Here is a 23462-nt window from a genome sequence, read left to right as displayed (position 1 = left end):
AGATTTGCGTTGGAATACAAACAATGCCAAAAAATTGCATGAGACCAAAAACGGAGAAGACTGCTCCTTATCTAGAGCAAAAGCGTAATGATTTTCCTTGGAAACGGGGAGTGGACAAATAGGCTTGATGCAAACAAATGAAAAGCAACCTGCGTAGTGCCATTGAACGAGGTGCGACAATTTCAGGTTTTACCTTGGTTGAACTTTTGGTGGTGATTGTGGTCATCGGCCTACTGGCCGGATTGGCCCTTCCTGCCCTGCAGAAGTCTCTCCGGGCGGCGGCCAATACCAATGATTTGAATAATTTGAAGCAAATCGGGCAGGCCCTCGCCAATTTTGAGGCAGATAAAGGAAGACTACCGAACAACCGCTATTCTTCCAAAAATGGTGAGATGCTAGACGATCCGTCTCCAACTAAAGGGCACGCGGACGCCAACTTTATGGAAGACGTGGACCGCATGATGCCGCCCGACGGCAAATTCAACACTTCATCGCAATACAACTGGCAACGACGTTCGGTCTGGTATTCGAAGACTTTTGCCAAAATGCCCGCAGGTAAGAGTTATAACTCCAATACTCAGTATTACTGGGGAACTGCTTGGGGAATGAACCAATTTTTGTGGGCAAACAATGTGCCTGGGGCAAGTCCGTTTTACGGCAGCATATCCAAGTCTCCCAATCGCAGTAAGCTAGTGCTCGTTGGTGAAAAAAACCGAAATGGTGGACATGATTTTATCCCGAGAGAATCTGCTGTCTTTAAGGATAATATAGAGACAAGCAATCGGGTTTCGCGCGATGGCAAGGCTTATTATCTCTTTGCAGATTTTCACGTTGAGTCGATAGCTGGTGATCAATCCATTCCGGCCCATCCGGAATATGATAGTTACGACTCTGCCAACCGTCTCTACTACCGATGGTAACCCCGGGCGTTCCTGTTTCCTCCGTCGCCCGCGCTTATCCCTGGATTCCCGACCGGGGCGATGGCACCTACCTCAACCCCCTGATCCACGCCGACTACTCTGACCCGGACGTCATCCGCGTGGGTGACGACTTCTGGATGACGTCGTCGAGTTTCACCTGCACACCCGGCCTGCCCATCCTGCACTCCAAGGACCTGGTCAACTGGCGCCTGGTAAACCATGCCCTGCGACAGGTGCCGCATCCCAGTTATGAGAAGGTCAGGCCCGGCTGCGGGGTCTGGGCTCCTGCCATCCGCCATCACGCGGGCAAATTCTGGATCTTTTTCCCCATGCCCGATGAGGGCATCTACGTCACCAGCGCCGACCATCCCGGGGGAGAATGGAGCGAACCCTGGTGCCTGCAGGAAGCCAAGGGCTGGATCGATCCTTGTCCATTCTGGGACGACGATGGCCAAGCCTACCTGCTCCACGCCTACGCCAATTCCCGGGCGGGAAAAAAAGAACGCATCCACATCCGTCCGATGTCGCCCGACTGCACCCGGCTGCTGGGCGAGGGCCGCGAAGTCATCCACACCCCGCACCACCCCTATCTCGAGGGACCGAAGATGCACAAGATGGGCGGCAGGTATCTCCTCATGGCACCCGGTGGCGGGGTCCAGAATGGCTGGCAGGTGGCCTTTCGTTCCTCTTCGATCTGGGGCCCCTACGAGGAGAAAATCGTCCTGGAAACCGGCGTCACGGCAGTCAACGGCCCGCACCAAGGGGCCCTGGTGGATCTGCCCAACGGCGAGTGGTGGTTCCTTCATTTCCAGGACTGCGGGCCTTTTGGCCGCATCGTCCACCTCCAACCTGTCTCTTGGGAGGACGGATGGCCGAAGATCGGCCTCGACCACGATGGCAATGGCATCGGTGAGCCGGTGGCCGTCCATCGGAAGCCGGACCTGCCCCCGGGGCCGGTCGTCATCCCGGCCTCGTCGGATGACTTTTCTTCGAAGAAGTTAGGGTTGCAGTGGCAATGGCAGGCCAACCACCGGCCGGAATGGGTTTCGCCCGCGGCCCGGCCGGGTTGGCTGCGCCTTTTCGCCCAAGAAGATGACGGCGACGACATTGGTCGCTGTCCCCATTTTCTCGGGCAGAAATTCCCGGCCCGTTCGTTCGCGGTAGAAACCGTGCTCGATCTTTCCGGCCTGACCGGGGATGGGGTGGCCGGCCTGGCGGTGGTCGGGGGCGGGGGATCGGCCTTCATCGGCCTGGAACAGAAGGCGGGGGCGCGTGTCTTCCGCATGACCGCCGACACCCGGCCGCTCCGCACGGTGGATTGGGGGGAGCCCGTGGTCAGTCTGAGGATGGAAGTCTTCCCGCACGCGCTTTGCCGGTTCAGTTATGCCGCCGGGGCCGGAGCGTGGAATCCGGTGCTGGAGACCTACGTCACCCGCGAGGGCGGATGGATGGGGGCGAGGGTGGGCTTGTTTTGTTCCCGCCGGAAGGACAGCGCCCCCGGAGGCTATGCCGATTTCGGGCCGTTCCGTTTTTCCTGAGCCTAAGACGGAAGAAGGCAGTCCACCACGAAGTGCGCCAAGGTCGCGAAGTAATTAGGGCTTGTAGTAGGTCTATGCTCGAATCACCGATCCATGTGTCTCAATGCATCGGCAAAGCAATTAAATTGCTTTATAAATCTCTCCTTGCCCGGAGTTTTACTTTGCGATCTTCGTGTCCTTAGCGGTGAACTGAATTTTTCGGCTTAGGAATCAAAACGGCTTGCCGTCGCGGATTTCCACTTCGTAGCGTTCCTCGAACACATGGCCGGCGGCGATCTCCAGCGGGCCGCCATTGGTCGGTCCCATCGTCATCCAGGCAAAAGGGGCGTCGCGCAGGCAGAGTCGGTGGTCCTGATGTTGGCGCAAGGTGACCGAGGCGAAGGTCAGCTCCTCCGGGCCGTCCATGGCGCCGTAGTAAGTGGCCTCCCGGACCCGGGTGCCGAAGGCATCGGCGGCGGGCATTGGCACCCCGTCGGCGGCGAAGCCGAAGTTCCCCGTGCCACACCATTCGCGGGGCAGGCGGATGACCAGGCCATGGTAATTGATCAGGACGCCGTCCTTGTTGGGGCGGCTCCATTCGCTTTGGATCAGGCTCAGGTCGGAGACCGCGGTCAGGCTGGAGTGCCAGGCCAGCAGAAGGCCGCCGGAGGGAGCGGTGGAAATATTTTGGCGGCGGATTTCCCGGAAGACCGGCTCGTGTCCGGCCCCGCCGCGCCATTCCAGATGTTCGGTCCAGGAAACCGCCGGGCCGGCGGATACCACATCCTCGAAGCGCAGATGGATCTGGCGGCCGACTTCCTCACCGGGTCGGAGATTCGCCTCCTCCATGAAATTGTAGCGGCTGGTGCGCAGCACATACATCAGGCCCTTGTGGTGGAGGTGGTCGTGCGGCCGGGCCAGGGTGACGATGTGGCCCGCGGGCGAACGCAACGGGTGCCAATGCGGCTTGAAGGGGTCGCCGGTGTGGTAAAGGCCGACGGGCTGGCCGTCGCGGGTGACTTCCAAGTGATTGGCAGCGGCGTGGAGTTGGTAATTCATGGTGCTTGCTTGGTTATGCATAGGTTACGCATGGGGTAACAGCGGAAAGGTACCGACACTCTCCGGTTTGGACTGGTCTTCCCGATCCAGCCAGGCAAAGCTCCAAGCGGGATGGCTGATTGTGATCTCCCGCAGGGCATCTTCTGTGAGCAACATGGCCGCTGTGGAAAGGGCGTCGGCTTCTGCGGCCGAACCGGCGTGGGCCCAAGTGCGATGGTGCCGGTGGGCCGGTTGACCGGTGCGGGGATCAAGGATATGGGGGCCCTGCACGGCTCCACCCGAGGCTCCGAGGGCGGCATCGTTCAAGAGAATGCCCGAATCATGGCTCAGGCCAATCTCCCACCCCGCCCGCCCGGGTGGGGTTTCGAGGGCGAGAAGGCTGCTGCCTCCCGCCACCAGCAGGGCGTGGTCCATTTCCCATTCCCGTAGGATCGCCGCCCCGAGATCAAGGGCATGGCCCTTGCCAATGGCACCTAGATCAAGATGAACCGGGGGACCCTCGAGGGTGGCGGTGAGGGTGGCTCCGTCCAGTATGATACGACCACGCTGCTCCGGCAGGGGTTGGTCCGGTTCGGGTGCACCCAGTGCGGGATCGAAAGCCCCGTGGGTGGCCTGGCTGAGATCCAGAGCCAAACGCAGGCAGGCAAAGGTTTCCAAGGACAAACGCAAACTTTGCCCGGAGGACAGTCGCCCAATCTGGCAAATCTCGCTGTCTTCTCGGTAGCGGCTCAACAGGGATTCACAGCGGTCGACCAACCGGAAAACTTCGCGGGCGGCCGCGGCGGCGTAGGCGGGGTCGTCTGTGGCCAGGCGCACTTCGAACCAAGTGGCCATGGCCTCGTGGCGATGGACCACGGTGGGGACAAGGGGGGCGTCCTTCATGGAAGCGGGGGAGAGGTTGATGAAGGGGAGCGTCCGAGGAAGAGGGTCAGGCCGGGGCGGATCTCGTAAGGGGTCAGCGGAGGCACGAGGTCGAGGGCGCCCAGAAATTCCGGCGCCGCCAGGACCAGGCCGGGCAGGAGGGTTGTGGGCGGGGTGTTCCAAAATCCGGTATTTGGATGGTGGCGCAAAGTCCAGGGCAGGGGCCAGTAGTCGGGGGCGATGACTTGGATGATGAATTCACCGGGCTTGGTTTGGCCGTTGGGTGCTGTGGGTTTGTGGGCCAGGACAGCCAGGTCCCGTTGCAGGCGTTCCAAGTCGGGGCTGCTGGGGGAGTAGGCCAGTGGGTTGCGTGGATCGGCGTCGAAACGAAGGCAGCGGCTGGAGGTTTCCAGTCCCATGAGCACGAGGGCCAGGGCGGCGGCAGTCCAAGCGACGCGGGGGTGGCGGTGGAGTAGGAGCGACCAGCCGAGTGCGGCCACGGGCAAGGCTGGCAACCAAAAGGCCAGTTGCAGCCAGGGTGTCTTGTAGGGAAGGGTGGAAAAGAACAACAGGAGGAGAAGGGCGAAGAGGGTCAGTGCCCGGGGCAGGGGATCATGGCGGAGGCACGGGAAGGCGGTGATCAGGCCGGCGACCATGATCCAACTGCTCCATGGGAAGCCGATGGGGGAGGGCAGGAACATCCACGAAAGGTAGGTCGACCAAGGGTGGGCGTGATCGGTGCCGGTGGCACGGCCCCATTGGTGGGTCACGGCATCCAGCAGGGCAAAGGCCTGGTCCGGCTGACGGCCAAAATCACTGTATAAAAGCAAGGTGGTGAGGAAAGCCAGCACAAGCGCGGCGGCCGCCCCGCGGAACCAGGTCGTCGGTGGAAGGCGGGTGCCCGGGAGCAGGGCCAGACCACCCAGGATGAGGATGGGGGCGGCGGTTTCCTTGGTGGCCAGCATCAGGCCGGTGATCCATCCGGCGAGCGCGGCCGTGAAGACCGAACCGGTTTGTCGCCAGCGCCAAACCATAGAGATCCAACACAGGAGCAGAAGCACCAAGAGGGTTTCGTGGATGAAGATTCCGCTGTAATAAACAAAGGGGGCGGCCAGGGCCAGGAGGGCGGCGGTTGCCAGGGCGGCGGGGGTTCCGAGCCAGGGCCTGAACAAGGCCGCCGCCGCCACCAAAGCGGTCCCGGCGAGGACGGGAACAATCCGCAGCATCCAGGCCTGCATGTCGTCGGTGCGGGTGATTCCGGCAATGCGCAGGAGCGGGGCGGTGACGTAAAAGAGCAGGGGGCCGTGGTGGTCGTTGGCGCGGTAGTGGAACACCCCCTCGCGGTTGAGGTCTTCCAGGAGCTGTGCGTTGACCGCTTCGTCGGTGTGGAACGGACGGTTTTCGATCCGGAGGAGGCGCAGGGAAAACGCAGAGAGGACCAGGGCCAGGAACAGAAATACGAAACCGGACAGCCCTACCCGCCATGCCGGACGGCTGGCAGAATGGGGCGGAGTGGGGTTTAGAGTATTATCCATTCAATTGGCAGCCATTCCCACTCGTTTCTCTTACTCGATCTTGTGCCCTTTCTCTCCATCCCCGAGAGAAAGAGTACGACAACGATGAGCAGATCAAACGCAGAACGCCCTAATTGGCCGGGGTGCCCCACACTTCCACCTCGATGTAATGGTTCATCGCGTTGGCGGTGTTTCCCTGGCTGTAAAGCCGGACGTAGCGACCCTTCACTCCTTTGGCATCGATGAGGCGGCCTTCATAGGTTTCGACATAGGTGGGATCTTTGCCCGCACCCTTGCCGGTGACATTCTTGATGTCGTTATTGAAAACGGTGGTCACGCCGGAAATGAAGTCAGGGTCATTGGACACTTGGACCACGACACCGTAATAAACGCGGGCCTGGGCGTGGAAGTGCCACACAAGGAGGGCGTTGATCTCGGCCGGGCTGCCGAGATCGATCTGAACCCATTGGGTGCCCTTGGCCAGTTCGACGTAGCTGCCTTCGGCTCCGTCCTTGTCGCCGTCGGTCACCAGTTCGGGATCGCCGAGGAGCGGTTGGGGGTCGCTGCTGGTGACGGGTTTTTTGAGGGCGAGGTTTTTGGCGGTGGCCGGGACGAGGAAATCGGGGCGTTTGCCGCTGCGGGGGGCTTCAAGGTTCTCCACCTTCATGGGCACCGGAGTTCCGATGATGAGGGGCTTGGGCAATTCGGTGACCAGCGGGACCTTGTCGGCGGCGGGCAGCCGGGTGGGGCCAAGGGAGAGCGCGAGGATGGCGAGGAGGAGGGTGGGAATCGATGGGATGGATGGGATGGGGGTGGTTTTCATATCAAACGGAGGGTTCTTGGATTTGGACCAACTGGCGGGTTTCCACCGCCTCGATGGCTTTGAAAATGGGGTATTCACTGCGGAAGGCCTCGTCGGAGGGGCAATTGAGAGTGGCCTTGCCGCGGATGCTTTGGAAGAAGTTTTCCAGGTGGTATTGGTGGATGGCCTTGTTGGTGACCACGGGAAGCTTGTAGGTGGCGAGTGCGGCGGTTTCGCGGGCGTCCACTTTGGCGTCGGGGTCGGGGGCCGGGGCGGCGTTGACGCGGAGATAGTTCTTGCGCACCCATTCCTCCCACGAAGGGGCGGATGCTTCACGGTAGATCACCGTGAGGTTGGGGTTTTCCGAGATTTTGAGTGTGCCCTCGGTGCCCATGAATTGTTCGAAGTAGCCGCCACCGGAACTGGTGGTGGTCTGTACCTGGTAGAACGCACGGGCCGTGCCCTCGGGCAGCGGGTATTCGTAAATGACCATGGCATTGTCGAACCACTCGTGGTTTTTGTAGTAGTCACTGCCGCCACTGGCGATGACGGTGCTGGGCAGGCGGTCAAAGAACCAACTGAGGATGTCAATTTGGTGGGCCCCGAGGTCGGAGAGCGGACCGCCGCCAAACTTTTTGAACCAACGCCAGTTGCGGAAGGTGTGCATGTCGGGAAAGCCGTAGTGCTTGAGCACGTCGTCGGGAATGGCGGCTTTTTTCGGCCAGCCGAGGTCCTCGGAGACGGCGCGGTTCCATTGGGCGTGGGCGGCAGTCAAGCGGCCGGTGATGCGGGCTTCCAAGAGAAGGCGGTTGCGGGCCACGAGGTATCGTGGGTTGCTCCGCCGCTGGTGGCCGATCTGGAGCAATCGCCCGGTGGTCTTCATCGCCTGGACCATACTGCGGGCCCCCTCGACGGTGTTGGACATCATCTTTTCGCAGTAAACATGCAACCCCGCTTGAAGACAGGCGATGGTGTGGGGGGCATGGAAAACATCGGGGGTAGCGACGATGGCGGCGTCCAGGTCTTTTTCTTTGGCCAGCAATTCTTCCAGGTCGCGGTATCCGTTGGTTTCGGTGCCGTTGGATTTGAAGAAGCGCCGCCCGTATTCACGGGCATAGTCCCAGATGTCGCAGAGGGCAACGACCTGGATGCCCGGGACTTTGACGATGGCCTCGGCCAGGACGCGGCCCTGGGCGCCGAAGCCGACCAGGGCGAGGCGGAGGGGCTTGGCGCCATCCGGGGGGGTGATGGAGAAGAGGGACGGGGTGGTGGCCAGGGTGAGGGCGGCTCCGGTGGAATAGCCGAGGAAGTCGCGGCGGGTGAGAGGGGAGGAAGCGTGGGAGCCGGGTTGGGCGGAGTTCATGAGCGGGTCAAGGTGAAACGGTTGTGCTCGACCCAGGAGAGGGAGAGGGCGACGAGCGCGATGTGGATGGCCAGCCAGGAAACGCCCTGGTCTTGTCCGATGAGCATCAGCCCGAAGGTGAGCATGGTGTAGAGAAGGGCCATGCCGACGAGGCTGAGGCGGGTGCAGATGCCGGCCAGGAGCAGAAGGCCGAGGAGGATGAGGATCGGACCCAGGGCGGCGTAGAAAGGCCCGGTGAAGATGCCGGGGAGGAGGGGTTCACCGGCGAATTTCGTTTGGAGTGATTCCGGCACCGCATGGTAATGGGAGAGTCCGTAGACCTTTTTTTCGATTTCTACCACCGCCCCGCTGGGGTCGGGCTGGCCCTGGGCGTCGAGCAGGGGTTCCTGGATGTTGACTTTGGCGGCGAATTTTTCCAAACCGGTGACCAGGGCGCGCAGTCCGAGCCAGAGACGGAGACTGAGGAAGGCGAGGGTTTGGCCGGAGCAGCCGAGAAAGCGGACGGGTTCGGATGTCGGTGTCTGGGATGGGTTGGGATTCATAGTGGATGGATTTATTGTGAGGTTTGCGGAGCCGCCGCAGGTGCGGGAGGTTCGATTTCCTTCAGGAGTGTGACCGCCGTGCGTACCCGGGGCATATCGCGCAAGGCGGCGAGGATGGCGTCCTTTTCTTCCTGGCGTTGGGCCAGGCTCCAGGCCTTGCGGTAGGCCGGGACCTTATCGGCGGGTACTTCTCGGCTGCCGATGGCATCAAGGGCGCCGCGCAGGGCGAGGATTTTTTCATCCTCGGCGGTGGATGATTCCGCGGCTTGCAGGAGCAGGTCCTGGGCACCCTGGCTGCGCGAGGCCGAAAGGGCGCGCAGGACATCCTTGCGCTGGTTGGCGTCATTGGATGCCAGGAGGTTTTGCAACCGGGCTGTGGCTTCCGGGGTGGCGACCAGGGTGAGGGCGCCGATGAAATCCGGGCGTGCTGGATGGGCCGGGTCGGACAACGCGGTTTCCAGGAGTTGGACTGCTTCGGTCGGGGAAGGGTGGGTGGCGGCAGTGGTGTTGAGCGCTTTGCGCCATTCGCGGCGCTCTGCTGATTTGCGGGCCTTGTCGGAGATTTTTAGAAAGAGCGGGAGATCGCCGGGACGGGCCAGGGTGGCCAGGGCCTGGAAGGCTGCGGCGCGTGCGCCGTCGTCCGGGGATTCGCAGGCCTTCAGCAGGAGGGGAAAGGCCTCCCGGTCCTGTCGGTCGCCGAGAATGGAGCAGAGCAGTGTTAGAATTGACGGTGTGCTTGTTTGCAGGGATTGCTCCAGACTGGTGCGGAGCAGCGGGATGATGGATGGAGACCGGGCCATACGCAGGGCGCGTCGGGCGGATGTTGCGTCGCCCGCCGGGTTGTTCAATGCGGCGAGCAGCATCGCGTCATCCTGGGGATCGCCGATCAGGGCCAGTCCCTGGAGGCTGGCCGAAGCGAGCGCCGGATCGGGGAGGGAGGTGCCGAGGAGGAGGAGGGGACGGAAGGCGGATTCATGGAGATCGCGGGCGGCATTGAGAAGGGCGGATTGGGCGGCGGGAATGGCGTTGGGAAGCGCACCGGCCAAGGCTTGGAGGGCTTGGGGGGTGCGGGTGGTCAGGACGTCTTGGGCCAAGGCCATGGCCAGACGGGGCGGGGTTTGGCCGCCGAGCAAGGGAATCAGTTCGGGCAGGGCTTTGTCACCCTCTGTGGCCAAAAGCAGTTTGGCGGCCAGCAACCGCGCAGAGGTATCGGCATCGGACGCGAGGTGTTTCCGGGCCAGGGCGGCGGCTGTTGCGGCGAACGTGTCCCGGGCGGGTTGAGGGCTCTGCTGCCAGGTGAGGAGGGCGGCTTCGAGGGTGGCTTGGGGGGAGAGGGATTTCGCGTTGGAGACCAGTGCTTGATACGACTGGGGGGAGGCGATGGCGGTGAGGCTTTCCACGGCGGCCAATGCAGTGGACGTTTCCGCGGACTGTGCCGCTTGGGAAAGGGTTCGAATGGCCTCCGGAGTCGGGCGGGTGCGGAGGGCCTGGAGGGCGGGCAGGCGCACGACCTCGGATTCATGGCCAGCAAGGCGGATCAGGGCCTCGGTGGCTGTGGGGTCGGTGATCCAAGATAGCAACCGGATAGCCTCATCGCAGACGACGGAATCCGGGGCCATTTTTTCCAAGGCGGGCACGGAGGCCGGGCCGGCCATGAGCTGGAGCATGCGCAGGGCGGATTGGCGGGACCAGGAGTTGAGGGATGGGTCGCTGGCGACGGCGAGCAGTTTGGCTTCATCGGCGGCACGGTCCGCGGGTTTTTTCTGCCGGATGAGTTGGTGCAACTGGACGAGGGGTTCGGCGGGTTGGTCGAACTGGTAGGCCCTGAGTGCTTGGTAAAGCGCGTCCTCCCCGATGGAGGTGTCGGCGGGAGTTTCGGTGGAGGCCGGGGCAGGTGCAGATGCAGCTGCAGTGGTGGTTTTTTTTCCGTCTACCATTTCTTGCAGCGTGGTTTTGTCGGCCGGGGCCGGGGCGGGGAGTGGCGGGGATGGGATTTTGGCCGAGGGCACGGCGTCCGCGGCCAGATCCCCGAGGGCGAACTGGATGCCGTCGAGGATATGGCGGACAATTTGCGGGACCCAGTAGATGTCCTCGCGGTGTCCGAGGGAGGTGTAGAAGACGCGGCCCGGGCCCTCATTCTTGATCCAACTGATGGGAAAGTCGTTGTCGCTGCGCTTGATTTTTTCCGGGGGCCGGGCGTTTTCCGGTTTGTCCATGTCGAGACTGGCAACCACCCGGAGCTTCTCCCGGCTGTAGGGATCGCGCATTTGATAGATTTCTTCCTTGAGCCAAAAGCCTTTTCCGTCGAAGGCGCGGTTGATGACGTGTGAGGGATCATCGAGTTTGATGGCGACAAGGTCGCCGGAGCCCCAGGGGTGGCCATGGAAGAGACCGCCGATGAGGGCCTGGCCTTCCGGCCAGTTGGGGAAGTTGTCGGTTGCGGCATGGAGACCGGCGACGCCCCTGCCGGAGGCGACGAAGTCGAGCAGGGCTTTGCGGTGGGCGGGATTCTCGAATTTGAGGCCCGTGCTGTTCAGGAAGAGGATAGCGTCGAATGAGTTGAGCGATTCCGGAGTGAAGGCATCCATTTCTTTGCTCACCACGGCGGTGTAGGCGCCGGTCGCCGAGCCGAGGCGGGTGAGCATGGCCTCGCCGATTGGGATGGACGAATGGACGAAGCCCTCGGTGCGGGAAAAAACGAGGAGGCGACGGGGTTTCAGGGGTTTGGCGGTGGGAGCGGAGGGCAGGGCCTTATCCACCCGGGCCAGTTGTTCGGGGGTGGGGGGTGGGGGTGGAGGTTTGGGCGTGGGTGCTGAAGGTGTGGGCGATTGCCCGCTGGCGGGAGACAGGGCAAGCCCTAGCGCCCAGCAGGTGACCAGGATAAAGTGGGGAAAGCGGTCGGAGGACATGGGCGGCCTAGTCGGGGATGGGCAGGATCCAGATGTTGCGGAAGCGGACGATTTCCTTGTGATCCTGGATGGAAATCGGGAGGGCGTCGGGGTGGGGTTGGTAAGGCTTGCGGCCGGGTGGATTGGTAGGGCCGGTGAGTTCAACCCGGTCTTGAACGCGATGGCCGTTGAAATCAACGGTCAGGGTGGCGGGACGGATAAGGAGCCCTGTTGCGTCGAAGACCGGTCGGTGGAATTCGATGTCATAGAACTGCCATTGCCCGGGGGGACGGATGGGGTTGACGGTGGGGGGGTATTGGCCGTATACCGCACCCGCGATGCCATCGGCGTAGGTCGGATTGTCGAAGGTGTCGAGTATCTGGACCTCGTATTTTCCCATGAAGAAGATCCCGCTGTTGCCACGGTTCTGGCCGGTTTTCAGCGGCGGGGTGGAGGGCGTGCTCCACTCGAGGTGCAGGCGGCAGGAGCCGTAGCCTTTGATCGAGGTGAGGGAACCCGAGCCGGGAACGCATTCGAGGATGCCGTTCCCGATTTTCCACTTGGTGGGGTTCCAGGAAGAAAGGGAGTCACCGGAGAAGAGCACTTCCGCACCGGGGGGCGGCGTGCTGCGTGCCACCAAGGTGGATTCGGGGAGGGGCTCCACCACGGCTGGAAGGGGGCGGGTGGGGTCGTTGAATTTCCACGCCGTCACTGCTTCGGGGGGATTCCATGCCAGGAGGGGGAGCGCGGGGGCCCAGGTCAGCACGAGGATGAAGACGCGGCCCAGTTTATTGGCCAGGGCCGGTTTGAAACGGGAATCAGGCGGGAAGGACATAAGGGGCTCGGTAGGTGCGCGTGAGGATGCGGGCGGCATCGGAGGCCTCTGGGAGGGATTCCTGCAGGGATTCCGTTGCGGGGTCCCAGAGAAGCTCGCTGCGGTTGCTGCGCAGGGCGGCATTGGCGAGGTGGGCGACGGTGGCGATGTTATGGGCCTCGTCCAAGGGGGCGTTGTTTTTGCACCCGGTGCGGATGGCATCGAGGAAGGAAGCCATGTGCGACTTCGGTTCGGGGGCTATGGAGAGGTGGCTGGGGATGACGGCGCGTCGGAGGACCTCGGAACTGTAATTCATCTGGCCGCGGGTGACGGTGAGCCAACCGGCATCGCCTTCGAAACGGATGCCTCCGGGAAACTTCGAGGAGACGTGAAGGACGGTGTTATCGGCGTAGTGGGCTTGGAAAGAATAACTGGTTGGGACATCGTAGAGCGGATTCTGGCGGACGAACTCGGCGCTGGCTTCACGAATGGCCACGGGTTGGGTTCCGGCGACGTTCATGGCCAGGGCCGCGATGTCGTAGTGGTGTTCGATCCAGTCAGCGAGTTGTCCGCCGCCGAAGTTGAGGTTCCAGCGCCATTTATAATGGCAGCGTTCGGGGTGGTAACCCAGAAACGGGGCCGGCCCGACCCAGATATCGTAGTCGAAGCCCTCGGGGATCGGTTGGGGTCCGAAAGGTATCGGGGGTTTGCCGTCACTGAATCCGGGCAGGCCAACCTCGATTTTTTGGATACGGCCGAGGAAACCGTTCCGGACCAAATCGATGGCGCGGATGAATTCGCTGCTGGAACGCTGCTGGCAACCGACCTGGCAGACGATGCCCGCCCTTTCGACGGCCTTGATCATCGGGCGGCCTTCGGCGATGTGATGGGTGACGGGCTTTTCGAGATAAATGTGTTTGCCCGCCCGGGCGGCCCAGAGGGTGGCGAGGGCATGCCAATGGTCTGGGGTGGCGATGAGGACCGCATCCAGATCGGGATGCTGGATGGCTTCCATGGGGTGGTTGTAGTCGGCGCAGCCCTTTTCGCCGGCCGCCACCTGATAGGTTTCATCGACCGAGGTTTTGACCTTGAGGCGGCGCTGCCGGTCGGGATCGCAGATGGCAACCACCTGCAGGCCTGGTTGGGACATGGCATTGCGCATGTCACTGGGGCCCTGGTTGCCAGCTCCGACGAGTGCGAGCGTGATGCGGTTGGAAGGTGCGGTCCCGCCGCCCATGCCCAGAGTTTGAGCCTTCACGAGGGAAGGGAAGCCGACCCCTAGGGAAGAAGCGGCCAAAAGCTGGAGAAAGGAACGACGTTGCATGCAGCCCACCTTAGAATTTATGAAATATAAACCAATTCATTGAAAAAATCTTGGAAATAAGCGACCGCTTTTATGAAAAAAACGTCAACGCGAGGGGGGTGGCAAGGACTGACGGGGTTGGGAAAAATCATGGGCGAGGCGGTACCGGCGTGGGCTCAGGCCGAAGTGCCGGGTGAAAAGGGCGGTCATGTGGCTTTGGTCGTAGAAACCACAGGATGAGGCGATTTCTGCCAGACTGAGGGCCGAGCGGATCAAGCGCTGGCGGGCAGCCTGGAGGCGGACGAGATTGACGTAGCGGATGGGCGAGGTTTGGAACATTTTTTGAAAATGACGCTCAAAGGAACGCACCGATAAGCCGGCCAGCCGGGCGAGTTCCGGGACCTTGACCGGTTGGCCATAGGTGCGGCCGATATGGCTCAGAACGGGCAACATGCTATCGCCATATAGCGAAGTGTCGGGTTCGCTCTGCATTCGTGACATGAGTCCGGCCACCCCAACGACCATGCCCTTGCGGTCGCGCAAGGGGACCTTGTTGACCAGCCACCAATGAAAGGTGAGGTCGCGGTCGGGCACCGGTTCCGGATGGCGGCGAAGCGCCATTCCCGAGGCCATGACCCGGCGGTCGTCAGCGACGTACTGGCGGGCGGTCTCCTTGGGGAAAAAATCATAATCGGTCCGCCCGATGACCTGCTCGCGGCCGGTGCAGCCGAGCATGGCGACAAACCCGTCGTCCATGAGCACAAAGCGGCCCCTCGAGTCTTTGGCAAAGTAATTGGAATCGGGCAGGAGTCCGACCAATTCTTCAATATGACGGCAGGGCTCCAGACTGAGGAGGAACCGGGTGCTATCGAAGGGCGGGGCGACTCGGAGGCCCCGGCGGGGGAAAGCAGGAGTGGACGTTGTGCGGGGTTGCTTCGTGAGTGGCATGGATGGCAAAGGCCTCTTAAATAGGATAATTACGGCAGAATTTGGAATTTCACAATCTGCAAATCGATGAGAAAAGCCTTCCGATGCCAAGGCAGGCCGGATGAAATCGCCTTCCACAAACCATGATTGCCATGTTTGGCGCAAATGGATAATGATGGAGAAATCGCAAACAAAATTATGATTCACTCCGACCTGTTCCGAACTGAAGACGGGAAAAATCGTCTTGTCACCTTTATCCTGGTTTCCTCCCTGTTCCTGCTTTGGGGTTTTCTGAACGGGATGATCGATGTGATGGACAAGCACTTCCAGGAAGAACTGGGGCTGAATCTTTCGCAATCCGCCTGGGTTCAATTTGCGCATTATCTGGGTTATTTCCTGATGGCCCTGCCTGCGGGATGGCTGGCTTCCAAGCTAGGTTACAAAGGAGGCATCATCACCGGTCTGGTCATGGTGGCCGCGGGGGGCTTTTGGTTCATCGCTGCCACCCATCTGGCCACCTTCTGGTCATTCCTCCTTGGTGTCTGTTTCATCGCCTCCGGTCTGACCTTCCTGGAAACTGTGGCCAACCCCTACACCACGGTGCTGGGACCCAAGCAATTCGCCGCCACCCGGATCAACCTGGCCCAGTCCTGCAACGGCATTGGTTGGATCTTTGGTCCCATCGCCGGAGCCATGTTTTTCTACTCAACCGACGCCCAGGGGCACAGCACCGGAGCCCAGACCCTGTGGATTCCCTACGCGGCAGTCGGAGTCATTGTGCTGGTTCTGGCCCTGATTTTTTGGAGAGTTGAACTGCCGGACATCAAGACAACCGACGATTACCACATGGACGAGGCGGATGTGGCTGCGAATGCTTCTTCTGGCAGTGGAATGAGCGCCCTCGCCGTGGCCTTGGTCTGGGCCAATCTGGTGGTTCTGGCCGCCTCTTTTGGCATGATCTTCACCGCCATTGCCGCGGTCTTCGATCCCGATGAGAGCCATGGGCTCTGGTTTTTCCTGGGCTCCACGGCCCTGGCCTTTGTCATCTCTGCCTTCGTGGTCGGTTTGAAAGCACACCGATTCGGCCAGCAGAGCATTTGGTCGCACCCGCATTTTTCCTCGGCCACCCTGACCCAGTTTTTTTATGTCGCCGCCCAGTCGGGGATTTTTGCCTACTTCATCAACTACATGACTTCCCAGACCCCGGTCGAGATCAGCAATAAGACCGCTTCCACACTCGCATCGGTCGGCTTCGTCTGTTTTCTAGTCGGTCGGTTCACCGGAGCGGCTTTGTTGAAGAAATTTCCCGCCCACCACATTTTGGGCCTCTATGCGGCCATCAACGTTTTGGCCTGTCTTCTCGTCATGCTCAAGTGGGGTTGGGTTTCCGTGGTGGCGGTGTTTCTTAGTTACTTCTTCATGTCGATCATGTTCCCCACCATCTTCGCCCTTGGCATCCACGGGCTGGGCGCCCGGGCCAAACGGGCCTCTTCCTACATTGTCATGGCCATCATGGGCGGGGCCATCGTGCCCAAACTCATGGGCCATGTCGCCGATGAACACGGGATGTCCACAGGTTTTGTCGTCCCCCTGGTCTGCTTCCTGGCTGTCGCAGCTTATGGATTCAATTGGGTCCGACTGAGTGGATCCTCGGGCGTGGTCGGCCTGCAGGGCACCAAAGGCCATTGAAGAGGATTCGAATCCTTTGGGGGGATCATCGGTTTCCGGCCCTGCTCCGCAGATATTCCCGCTTGCATCGACCGGGTGGTCGATTGTAGGTTTTTCATTTTCGCCGCCTCGGTAGCTCAATGGTAGAGCAGTTGACTCTTAATCAATTGGTTGAAGGTTCGAGCCCTTCCCGGGGCAATCTTCTTGTCCTCGTGGCAGCCAGATCTGTATAGGCACAAAGCCTTCCGTCATGCCCGTTTCAAACGGGTTCTTCTGCCACCGGGTTTTCCAACACCCCGATCTGTTCGATTTCAATCTCGACTCGGTCTTTTGGCAGCAGCCATCGCTTGGGTTCCCGGGCCATGCCGACGCCGCTTGGAGTGCCGGTCAGGATGACGGTTCCGGGCGCCAGGGTGGTGCTGCCGCTGAGGAATTCGATCAGCGCGGGGACGTCGAAGATCATGTCGGCGGTGTTGGAATCCTGGAGCGTCTCACCATTGACGCGCGTCTGGAGTCGGAGCTGGTTCGGGTTGGGGATTTCGTCTCGGGTCACGATCCATGGACCGAGCGGGCAAAAAGTGTCGAAGCCCTTGCCCCGGCACCACTGACCGCCCCCGCCATGCTTCTGCCAGTCGCGGGCGCTGACATCATTGGCGCAGGTGTAGCCGAGCACATGGTCCAGCGCGTTCGCACGGGTCGCATTTTTGCAGGTTCTGCCGATGACCACAGCCAGTTCGGCTTCGTAATCGACCTCGTTGCTCTGCAAGTGCCTTGGCAGGAGGATGGGGTCGCCGGGATGCTGGACGGCGGTGGGTGATTTCATGAAGAGGATCGGGTGTTCGGGGATTTTTGCCCCGGTTTCTTCCGCGTGTTTCCGGTAATTCAGGCCGACGCAGAGGATGGCGGACGGGGTGAGGGGGGCCAGGAGCTTTCCGAGGGTGATTTCCCGATCGAGGAGGTCCAGGCTTTCCAGGGGGTGGTGGGCGAGGAGGCGGGCTTTGCCGGGAACGGTGGGCAGGCCGAAACGGATTTGGCCTTCCAGATCAAGGAAGCGGACGATCTTCATCTAGCCAGATTGGCCTCCCGCCCTGTGACCGCAAGCCCCTTTGGGATCAGCGACTCGTTCGCTCCGTCTGGTTCAGACAGGCTTAACCCTCTTGGAAGAGGGGAACCGGCTGGCCGGTGACGCCGGGCTCGGCGATAAAGACCCTGCCGGCGCCCGGTTGGGCTTGGTGTTCTTCGGGGGTCAATCCCTTGGAAGCCGTGGTGATGTACAAGTGCGCAAGATCCGGCCCGCCGAAACAGCATGAGGTGACGTTGGCGCAGGGGATGGGAATTTCGGCAAGACATTCGCCCGTCCGCCCATGGTAACAACGCACCGCCCAGCCTCCCCAGTGGCCTGACCAAAGGTTTCCTGCGGCATCGATGCACATGCCGTCCGGCCTTCCCGTCGGGGCGGCTTGAACCAGAGGACGCCGGTTCGAAGGAGTGCCCGTTTCCAAATCGTAATCGCAGACATCGATCCTACCCGTTTTACTGTCGATGTAATAAAGCGATGCACCGTCGGCTGACCAGGCCAGTCCGTTAGAGGTGCCGATGCCGCTGAACAATTCAGTCAACGCCTGGCCTCCGACATAGCGGTAGAACGACGAGGTCATGGGTGGGGCGGCCAGGCTCATTGTGCCCACCAGCAGGCGTCCGCGCGGATCGCACTTGCCGTCGTTGAAGCGATGGTCTCCCGGAGGCTTGTTCAATGGAGCCAGAACGCTGATGGTTCCGGTCGCGGGATGAAGTTGGCTGAGGCTGTTCTCCAAGCCCAGAATCCAGGACCCATCGGCCGCCGGGATGGCGCAACCCACGCGTTCCCCGGTGTCCCAAGACCGGTAGTCACCGTCCGGGTGCAGCCTTTGCAGCTTGCGCGACTCGATGTCGATCCACCAAAAAGCCCCATCATGCCAGACAGGTCCTTCTCCCAAAACATCGGGGGTGGCACGGAGAACTTGTGCGGTCAGGCTTTTCATAATGGGAGCATGGCAAAGCCACTCCGCCATTGGCAATGGAATCATGACCCAAGCCCATTTTGTCCCAGATTGGCAATTCAAGCGGGACAATTTGACGCATATTGCTTGCCGATGTATTCATAACATGTTGATTATCAACGCTATTGTTCTCAAATGAGTTGGCACTTGAAATGCACTTAACATAGGAGATCCACACAGGGTCACATCAAAGGGAGTAATTTATATGAGCCGCGTATTAGGAATTGATTTGGGCACGACCAACTCGTGCATGGCCGTCATGGAAGCCGGCAAAGCCGTTGTCCTTGAAAATGCCGAGGGCGCCCGCACCACCCCTTCCATTGTCGCATTCACCAAAAGCGGCGAGCGCGTGGTCGGTCAGGCCGCCAAACGCCAGGCGGTCACCAATTCGAAAAACACCGTCTTCTCGGTCAAGCGCCTGATCGGCCGCAAATTCTCCGAGGTTCAGGAAGAAATCAAACGTCTCCCCTACAAAGTCGTCGAGGGCAAAAACGGCTCGGCTTGTGTCGAAGTCGAGGTCAAAGGGGAGAAGAAGGTTTTCACCCCCGAGGAAGTCTCCTCCTTCATCCTGTCCAAACTCAAGGCCGATGCCGAATCCAAACTCGGTGAAAAAATCACGCAAGCGGTCATCACCGTCCCGGCCTATTTCAATGACAGCCAGCGCCAGGCCACCAAGGACGCCGGAAAAATCGCCGGACTGGAAGTCCTCCGCATCGTCAACGAACCCACCGCCGCTTCGCTCGCCTACGGTCTGGAAAAGACCAAAGACGAAAAAATTGCCGTCTACGACCTTGGTGGAGGCACCTTCGACATTTCCATCCTCTCCATCGCCGATGGGGTCTTCGAAGTGCTCGCCACCAATGGGGACACCCATCTCGGTGGCGATGACTGGGACAACGCCGTCATCGACTACATCGTGGCCGAATTCAAAAAAGAAAACACCATCGACCTGCGTGGGCAGTCGGATGCGATGCAGCGCATCAAGGAAGAAGCCGAAAAGGCCAAGATAGCCCTTTCATCCTCGCAGGAATACGAGATCAACCTTCCCTTCATCACCGCTGACGCCACCGGCCCGAAGCACATCCAGGTCAAGATGACCCGGGCCAAACTGGAACAGCTTACTGATGAGCTGGCCCAACGTTCGATCAAGCCTGTGGAGGCCTGCCTCAAGGACGCCAAGCTTTCCGCCTCCCAGGTCGATGAACTGGTGCTGGTGGGCGGCATGACCCGCATGCCCAAGATCGTTGAGATCGCCCACAAGCTGGTCAACAAGGAACCCCACAAAGGCGTCAATCCGGACGAAGTCGTGGCCATCGGCGCCGCCATCCAGGGGGGCGTGCTCAAGGGCGACGTCTCCGATGTTCTCCTCCTCGACGTCACCCCGCTCACCCTCGCCATCGAAACCATGGGCAGTCAGGCCACACCCATGATCCCCCGCAACACGACGATCCCGACCAAAAAGTCACAGACCTTCAGCACCGCCTCGGACAATCAGCCCGGCGTCGACATCCATGTCCTCCAGGGTGAACGCCCTCTGGCCAAGGACAACAAGTCGCTCGGCAAGTTCCACCTCGATGGCATTCCGCCCGCCCCCCGCGGTGTGCCGCAGATCGAAGTGACCTTCGACATCGACGCCAACGGCATCCTCAATGTCCATGCCAAGGACCTCGGCACGGGCAAGGAACAAAAAATCTCCATCACCGGATCGAGCAACCTCGACAAGGGAGAAATCGACAAGATGGTCAAGGACGCCGAAGCCCACGCCGAGGACGACAAGAAGGCCAAGGAAAAGGTCGAGATCCGCAATGGCTGCGACAACATCGCCTTCGCCGCCGAGAAGCTCATCAAGGAACAAGGCGACAAGATCGACGATTCCAAGAAAAAGGAACTCGAGTCCCTCATCGAAAAGGCCAAGGAAGCCGTCAAAGGTGATGACTCCGACGTGATGAAGTCGTCCACCGAGGCCCTCACCGCCAAGCTCCAGGAAGTTTCGGCCGAGCTTTACCAGAAAGCCGCCCAGAACGCCCCCACGGGCGGCCCCGAGGCGGCCCAGGCAGGCGGCCCCTCAGCGCAGAAGAAGGAGAAGGACGACGACGTGGTCGATGCCGACTTCGAGGTCATCGACAAAGACCAGGGCGATAAGAAGTAATTTACGAAATTTCAGCGCCCCGACGGCCGTTTTCCGGCGGGGCATGAAGTCCTCAAACAACAACCAACCACAGGAGTAACTACGTATGGCAGACGTTAAGTTCAAACCGATGGGCGACCGCGTGCTGGTCTCCACCATCGAAGAGTCCGAAGTCAAAAAAGGCGGGATCATCATCCCCGATACCGCCAAGGAAAAACCCCAGGAAGGCAAAGTCGTCGCCTTGGGCGCCGGCAAACGCGATGAAGCGGGCAAACTTCTTCCTTTCGAAGTCAAGAAGGGCGACCGCGTGCTTTACAGCAAATACGGCGGAACGGAAATCACCATCGATGGTGACAAATATCTGGTCATGCGCGAGGACGACATCCTCGGTGTGATCGAATAACCCCCATCACATTCCATCCCCAATCAGAGGAGAAAAAATACTATGGCAGCTAAACAAATCCAATTCGACGAAACCGCGCGGCAGTCCCTGCTCCGTGGCATCGAAAAACTCGCCCGCGCCGTCAAGGCGACCATGGGCCCCGCCGGACGCAATGTCGTTCTCGACAAGAAGTTCGGCTCCCCGACCATCACCAAGGACGGCGTCACCGTCGCCAAGGAGATCGAGCTCGAGGAACGCTATGAAAACATCGGCGCCCAGCTCGTCCGCGAAGTCGCCAGCAAGACCAGCGACATCGCCGGCGACGGCACCACCACCGCCACCGTTCTCGCCGAAGCCATTTACAAGGCCGGCCTGAAGAACGTCACCGCGGGGGCCAACCCGACCGAACTCAAGCGTGGCATCGACAAAGCCGTCGAAGCCATCACCGCCGAACTCCAGAAGATCTCCAAGAAGGTCAAGGACAAGGAAGAAATCCGCCAAGTGGCCACCGTCTCCGCCAACTGGGACACCATGATCGGCGAAATCATCGCCGACGCCCTGGACAAGGTCGGCAAGGACGGCACCGTCACTGTCGAAGAAGCCAAATCCATCGAAACCACCCTCGAAGTGGTCGAAGGGATGCAGTTCGACAAGGGTTACCTCTCGCCCTACTTCGTCACCAACGCGGAAGACCAGGAAGCGGTCCTCGAGAACGCCTACCTGCTCATCCATGAGAAGAAGATCAGCAGCATGAAGGATCTGCTCCCGTTGCTGGAAAAAGTGGCCAAGAGCGGCAAGCCCCTCCTGATCATCGCCGAAGAAGTCGAAGGCGAAGCCCTCGCCACCCTGGTGGTCAACAAACTCCGCGGCACCCTGCAGGTCTGCGCCGTCAAGGCCCCCGGCTTCGGCGACCGCCGCAAGGCCATGCTCGAAGACATCGCCATCCTCACCGGTGGCAAGTGCCTCACCGAAGACCTCGGCATCAAGCTCGAGAACGTCGGTTTGGAAGACCTCGGCAAGGCCAAGCGCCTCGTCGTGGACAAGGAAAACACCACCATCATTGAAGGCGCCGGCAAAAACGCCGACATCCAGGGCCGCGTGGGCCAGATCCGCCGTCAGATCGAGGAGACCACCTCGGACTACGACCGCGAGAAACTCCAGGAACGCCTGGCCAAGCTCGCCGGCGGCGTCGCCGTCATCAATGTCGGTGCGGCCACCGAAACCGAGATGAAGGAAAAGAAAGCCCGCGTGGAAGACGCGCTGCACGCCACCCGTGCGGCCGTGGAAGAAGGCATCGTCGCCGGTGGCGGCGCCGCCCTCATCCGCGCCCAGAAGGTGCTTGAAGACCTCAAGCTCGAGGGCGACCAAGCCATCGGTGTCGACATCATCCGTCGTGCCATCGAAGAACCCCTCCGCACCCTGGCCGACAACGCCGGCGTGGAAGGTTCCATCGTCGTCTCGGAAGTCAAGAAGCGCAAAGGCAACGAGGGCTACAACGTCGCCACGGGCGAATACGAAGACCTCGTCAAAGCCGGTGTGGTCGACCCGACCAAGGTCACCCGCAGCGCGCTGCAGAACGCGGCCTCGATCTCGGGCCTCCTGCTCACCACGGAAGCCATTGTCACGGAAGTCCCGGAGAAAGAAGCTCCGGCGGCCCCTGGCGGCGGTCACGGTGGCATGGGCGGCATGGACTACTAATCTAGTCCGCGTCTCCAAACGCAAAATTGAAAAGGCGGCCCCTCACCGGGCCGCCTTTTTTTTGTCCACCCCTCTGGCGCTTTGCTTTTCTTTTGCTACTTGTGTCCCGAACAAACCCTACCCCTGCACCCCAACACCGATAAAACTCATGAACACCTCCTCCCTCCTCATGCGCTTCGCCTTCACCGCGATGCTGATCACCCTTCCCCAGCTGTCCATGGCCGCGGAAGTTGGCAAACCGGCCCCGGGATTCACCCTGACCGATACCCAGGGAAAGTCCCACAATCTTTCCGACTTCAAGGGGAAAACCGTGGTGTTGGAATGGATCAACCATGGCTGTCCCTTCGTGGTCAAACATTACAGCGGGGGATCGATGCAGGCCCTGCAGAAGGACACCACCTCCAAAGGCGTGGTCTGGCTCAGCATTTGCTCGTCCGCCCCGGGTAAACAGGGACATCTGAGCCCCACGGACTGGAACAAAACCACCTCGGAGAAGGGGGCCGCTCCCACGGCCGTCTTGCTCGATGAAGATGGCAAGGTGGGCAGGCTCTACCAGGCACGCACCACCCCGCACATGTTCGTCATCGATCCCGCGGGCAAGCTCGTTTATGCCGGGGCGATCGACTCCATCAAATCCACCGACTCCGCGGATGTGCCGAAGGCCACCAACCATGTCAAGGCGGCGGTGGAGGAAGTGTTGGCGGGCAAACCCGTGACCACGGCCAGCACCCAGGCCTATGGGTGCAGTGTCAAATACGCCAATTGATCTTGCCCGGGGAAAGGCCTTTGGAGTGGAAATGAACGCGAGCGACGCCCATAGAGGGTAGTCAGCATCCCCGTTTCTCCAGAGGCCTGAGACACCGGGGAAGGGATTCCCCGGAGACAAGGACAGTGGTTTAGAGCACTTTCCACTTAATTAGCTTCGTAGTTGGCATGAGAGAAGAAGTTGGCACAGTGCTCCGGGGTGAAGGATTCGATGGCTTCTTTGAGGGCTGAGATCAGCTCCTTCCAAGTTCTGGCCGATGCTTTGCGCAGAA

Annotated in this window: 19 protein-coding genes and 1 tRNA gene; 8 read left to right on the top strand and 12 right to left on the bottom strand. The window is 60.7% G+C overall.

Features of this window, described 5'->3' with window-relative positions:
• The first annotated feature begins 137 nt into the window (after positions 1-137).
• Both SFU85_06670 and SFU85_06665 read left to right on the top strand, forming a co-directional pair.
• Positions 138-920, top strand: coding sequence for a prepilin-type N-terminal cleavage/methylation domain-containing protein (locus tag SFU85_06670; protein MDX6766457.1), 783 nt, complete (start codon positions 138-140; stop codon positions 918-920).
• Positions 914-2458 (top strand): glycoside hydrolase 43 family protein, encoded by a 1545-nt coding sequence (locus SFU85_06665; protein MDX6766456.1) that lies wholly within the window; start codon positions 914-916, stop codon positions 2456-2458. Before SFU85_06670 ends, SFU85_06665 begins: the two co-directional genes overlap by 7 nt.
• 210 nt (positions 2459-2668) lie before the next feature.
• Here SFU85_06665 and SFU85_06660 read toward each other — a convergent pair whose 3' ends face one another.
• The 10 genes from SFU85_06660 to SFU85_06615 all read right to left on the bottom strand — a co-directional run bounded on the left by SFU85_06660 (position 2669) and on the right by SFU85_06615 (position 14531).
• Positions 2669-3496: a DUF6807 family protein gene (locus tag SFU85_06660; protein MDX6766455.1), complete on the bottom strand. Its 828-nt coding sequence runs from the start codon at positions 3494-3496 to the stop codon at positions 2669-2671.
• Between the two features lie 24 nt (positions 3497-3520).
• A complete protein-coding gene (locus SFU85_06655; protein MDX6766454.1) occupies positions 3521-4378 on the bottom strand; it encodes an FAD:protein FMN transferase in 858 nt (285 codons plus the stop codon).
• A complete protein-coding gene (locus tag SFU85_06650; protein MDX6766453.1) occupies positions 4375-5892 on the bottom strand; it encodes a TIGR03663 family protein in 1518 nt (505 codons plus the stop codon). The genes SFU85_06655 and SFU85_06650 overlap by 4 nt, the downstream gene beginning before the upstream one ends.
• Positions 5893-6001: 109 nt before the next feature.
• A complete protein-coding gene (locus tag SFU85_06645; GenBank protein ID MDX6766452.1) occupies positions 6002-6694 on the bottom strand; it encodes a discoidin domain-containing protein in 693 nt (230 codons plus the stop codon).
• A 1-nt stretch (position 6695) separates the two neighbouring features.
• Complete coding sequence (locus tag SFU85_06640) at positions 6696-8036, bottom strand: Gfo/Idh/MocA family oxidoreductase (protein ID MDX6766451.1); 1341 nt, start codon at positions 8034-8036, stop codon at positions 6696-6698.
• Positions 8033-8578, bottom strand: a complete 546-nt coding sequence (locus SFU85_06635; GenBank protein MDX6766450.1) for a hypothetical protein — start codon at positions 8576-8578, stop codon at positions 8033-8035. Before SFU85_06635 ends, SFU85_06640 begins: the two co-directional genes overlap by 4 nt.
• 11 nt (positions 8579-8589) lie before the next feature.
• The gene (locus SFU85_06630) at positions 8590-11487 is read right to left on the bottom strand and encodes a ThuA domain-containing protein (protein MDX6766449.1); all 2898 of its coding nucleotides are present in this window, start codon (positions 11485-11487) and stop codon (positions 8590-8592) included.
• Positions 11488-11494: 7 nt separating this feature from the next.
• Positions 11495-12301 carry a DUF1080 domain-containing protein gene (locus SFU85_06625; GenBank protein ID MDX6766448.1) on the bottom strand — a complete coding sequence of 269 codons (807 nt, stop codon included), beginning with the start codon at positions 12299-12301 and terminating at the stop codon, positions 11495-11497.
• On the bottom strand, positions 12285-13604 hold the full coding sequence (locus SFU85_06620) for a Gfo/Idh/MocA family oxidoreductase (GenBank protein MDX6766447.1): 1320 nt from the start codon (positions 13602-13604) through the stop codon (positions 12285-12287). Before SFU85_06620 ends, SFU85_06625 begins: the two co-directional genes overlap by 17 nt.
• An 84-nt stretch (positions 13605-13688) precedes the next feature.
• A complete protein-coding gene (locus tag SFU85_06615) occupies positions 13689-14531 on the bottom strand; it encodes an AraC family transcriptional regulator (GenBank protein ID MDX6766446.1) in 843 nt (280 codons plus the stop codon).
• A 177-nt stretch (positions 14532-14708) separates the two neighbouring features.
• Between SFU85_06615 and SFU85_06610 the strand changes: the two genes are divergently transcribed.
• Positions 14709-16199 (top strand): MFS transporter, encoded by a 1491-nt coding sequence (locus tag SFU85_06610; GenBank protein ID MDX6766445.1) that lies wholly within the window; start codon positions 14709-14711, stop codon positions 16197-16199.
• 105 nt (positions 16200-16304) lie between these two features.
• Positions 16305-16376: transfer RNA gene (locus SFU85_06605), tRNA-Lys, on the top strand.
• Between the two features lie 61 nt (positions 16377-16437).
• Here SFU85_06605 and SFU85_06600 read toward each other — a convergent pair.
• Entirely contained in the window at positions 16438-17244 is an 807-nt protein-coding gene (locus SFU85_06600) for a fumarylacetoacetate hydrolase family protein (GenBank protein MDX6766444.1), read from the bottom strand.
• An 82-nt stretch (positions 17245-17326) separates the two neighbouring features.
• Positions 17327-18199, bottom strand: coding sequence for an SMP-30/gluconolactonase/LRE family protein (locus SFU85_06595; protein ID MDX6766443.1), 873 nt, complete (start codon positions 18197-18199; stop codon positions 17327-17329).
• Between the two features lie 223 nt (positions 18200-18422).
• Between SFU85_06595 and dnaK the strand changes: the two genes are divergently transcribed.
• From dnaK to SFU85_06575, 4 genes are all read left to right on the top strand, one after another.
• Positions 18423-20366: a molecular chaperone DnaK gene (gene dnaK, locus SFU85_06590; GenBank protein MDX6766442.1), complete on the top strand. Its 1944-nt coding sequence runs from the start codon at positions 18423-18425 to the stop codon at positions 20364-20366.
• Positions 20367-20451: 85 nt separating this feature from the next.
• Positions 20452-20748, top strand: a complete 297-nt coding sequence (gene groES / locus SFU85_06585) for a co-chaperone GroES (GenBank protein MDX6766441.1) — start codon at positions 20452-20454, stop codon at positions 20746-20748.
• A 42-nt stretch (positions 20749-20790) separates the two neighbouring features.
• On the top strand, positions 20791-22425 hold the full coding sequence (gene groL, locus SFU85_06580; GenBank protein ID MDX6766440.1) for a chaperonin GroEL: 1635 nt from the start codon (positions 20791-20793) through the stop codon (positions 22423-22425).
• A 148-nt stretch (positions 22426-22573) separates the two neighbouring features.
• A complete protein-coding gene (locus SFU85_06575; GenBank protein MDX6766439.1) occupies positions 22574-23191 on the top strand; it encodes a thioredoxin family protein in 618 nt (205 codons plus the stop codon).
• Positions 23192-23462: the final 271 nt, after the last annotated feature.

Source organism: Candidatus Methylacidiphilales bacterium (genome assembly GCA_033875315.1).
Lineage (GTDB): Bacteria > Verrucomicrobiota > Verrucomicrobiia > Methylacidiphilales > CAZTYG01 > JANRJG01.
The sequence above is the reverse complement of the archived record's forward strand: the minus strand, read 5'-3'. Positions and strand labels throughout refer to the sequence as shown.

Bases quoted from the DNA above. Each gene is read 5' to 3' on its own strand.
- SFU85_06665 (MDX6766456.1), top strand. From the start codon at position 914: ATGGTAACCCCGGGCGTTCCTGTTTCCTCCGTCGCCCGCGCTTATCCC.
- SFU85_06655 (MDX6766454.1), bottom strand. From the start codon at position 4,378: ATGAAGGACGCCCCCCTTGTCCCCACCGTGGTCCATCGCCACGAGGCC.
- SFU85_06635 (MDX6766450.1), bottom strand. From the start codon at position 8,578: ATGAATCCCAACCCATCCCAGACACCGACATCCGAACCCGTCCGCTTT.
- SFU85_06620 (MDX6766447.1), bottom strand. From the start codon at position 13,604: ATGCAACGTCGTTCCTTTCTCCAGCTTTTGGCCGCTTCTTCCCTAGGG.
- SFU85_06595 (MDX6766443.1), bottom strand. From the start codon at position 18,199: ATGAAAAGCCTGACCGCACAAGTTCTCCGTGCCACCCCCGATGTTTTG.
- SFU85_06650 (MDX6766453.1), bottom strand. From the start codon at position 5,892: ATGGATAATACTCTAAACCCCACTCCGCCCCATTCTGCCAGCCGTCCG.
- SFU85_06625 (MDX6766448.1), bottom strand. From the start codon at position 12,301: ATGTCCTTCCCGCCTGATTCCCGTTTCAAACCGGCCCTGGCCAATAAA.
- SFU85_06575 (MDX6766439.1), top strand. From the start codon at position 22,574: ATGAACACCTCCTCCCTCCTCATGCGCTTCGCCTTCACCGCGATGCTG.
- SFU85_06630 (MDX6766449.1), bottom strand. From the start codon at position 11,487: ATGTCCTCCGACCGCTTTCCCCACTTTATCCTGGTCACCTGCTGGGCG.
- groL (MDX6766440.1), top strand. From the start codon at position 20,791: ATGGCAGCTAAACAAATCCAATTCGACGAAACCGCGCGGCAGTCCCTG.
- SFU85_06615 (MDX6766446.1), bottom strand. From the start codon at position 14,531: ATGCCACTCACGAAGCAACCCCGCACAACGTCCACTCCTGCTTTCCCC.
- groES (MDX6766441.1), top strand. From the start codon at position 20,452: ATGGCAGACGTTAAGTTCAAACCGATGGGCGACCGCGTGCTGGTCTCC.
- SFU85_06600 (MDX6766444.1), bottom strand. From the start codon at position 17,244: ATGAAGATCGTCCGCTTCCTTGATCTGGAAGGCCAAATCCGTTTCGGC.
- SFU85_06660 (MDX6766455.1), bottom strand. From the start codon at position 3,496: ATGAATTACCAACTCCACGCCGCTGCCAATCACTTGGAAGTCACCCGC.
- SFU85_06645 (MDX6766452.1), bottom strand. From the start codon at position 6,694: ATGAAAACCACCCCCATCCCATCCATCCCATCGATTCCCACCCTCCTC.
- SFU85_06670 (MDX6766457.1), top strand. From the start codon at position 138: ATGAAAAGCAACCTGCGTAGTGCCATTGAACGAGGTGCGACAATTTCA.
- dnaK (MDX6766442.1), top strand. From the start codon at position 18,423: ATGAGCCGCGTATTAGGAATTGATTTGGGCACGACCAACTCGTGCATG.
- SFU85_06640 (MDX6766451.1), bottom strand. From the start codon at position 8,036: ATGAACTCCGCCCAACCCGGCTCCCACGCTTCCTCCCCTCTCACCCGC.
- SFU85_06610 (MDX6766445.1), top strand. From the start codon at position 14,709: ATGATTCACTCCGACCTGTTCCGAACTGAAGACGGGAAAAATCGTCTT.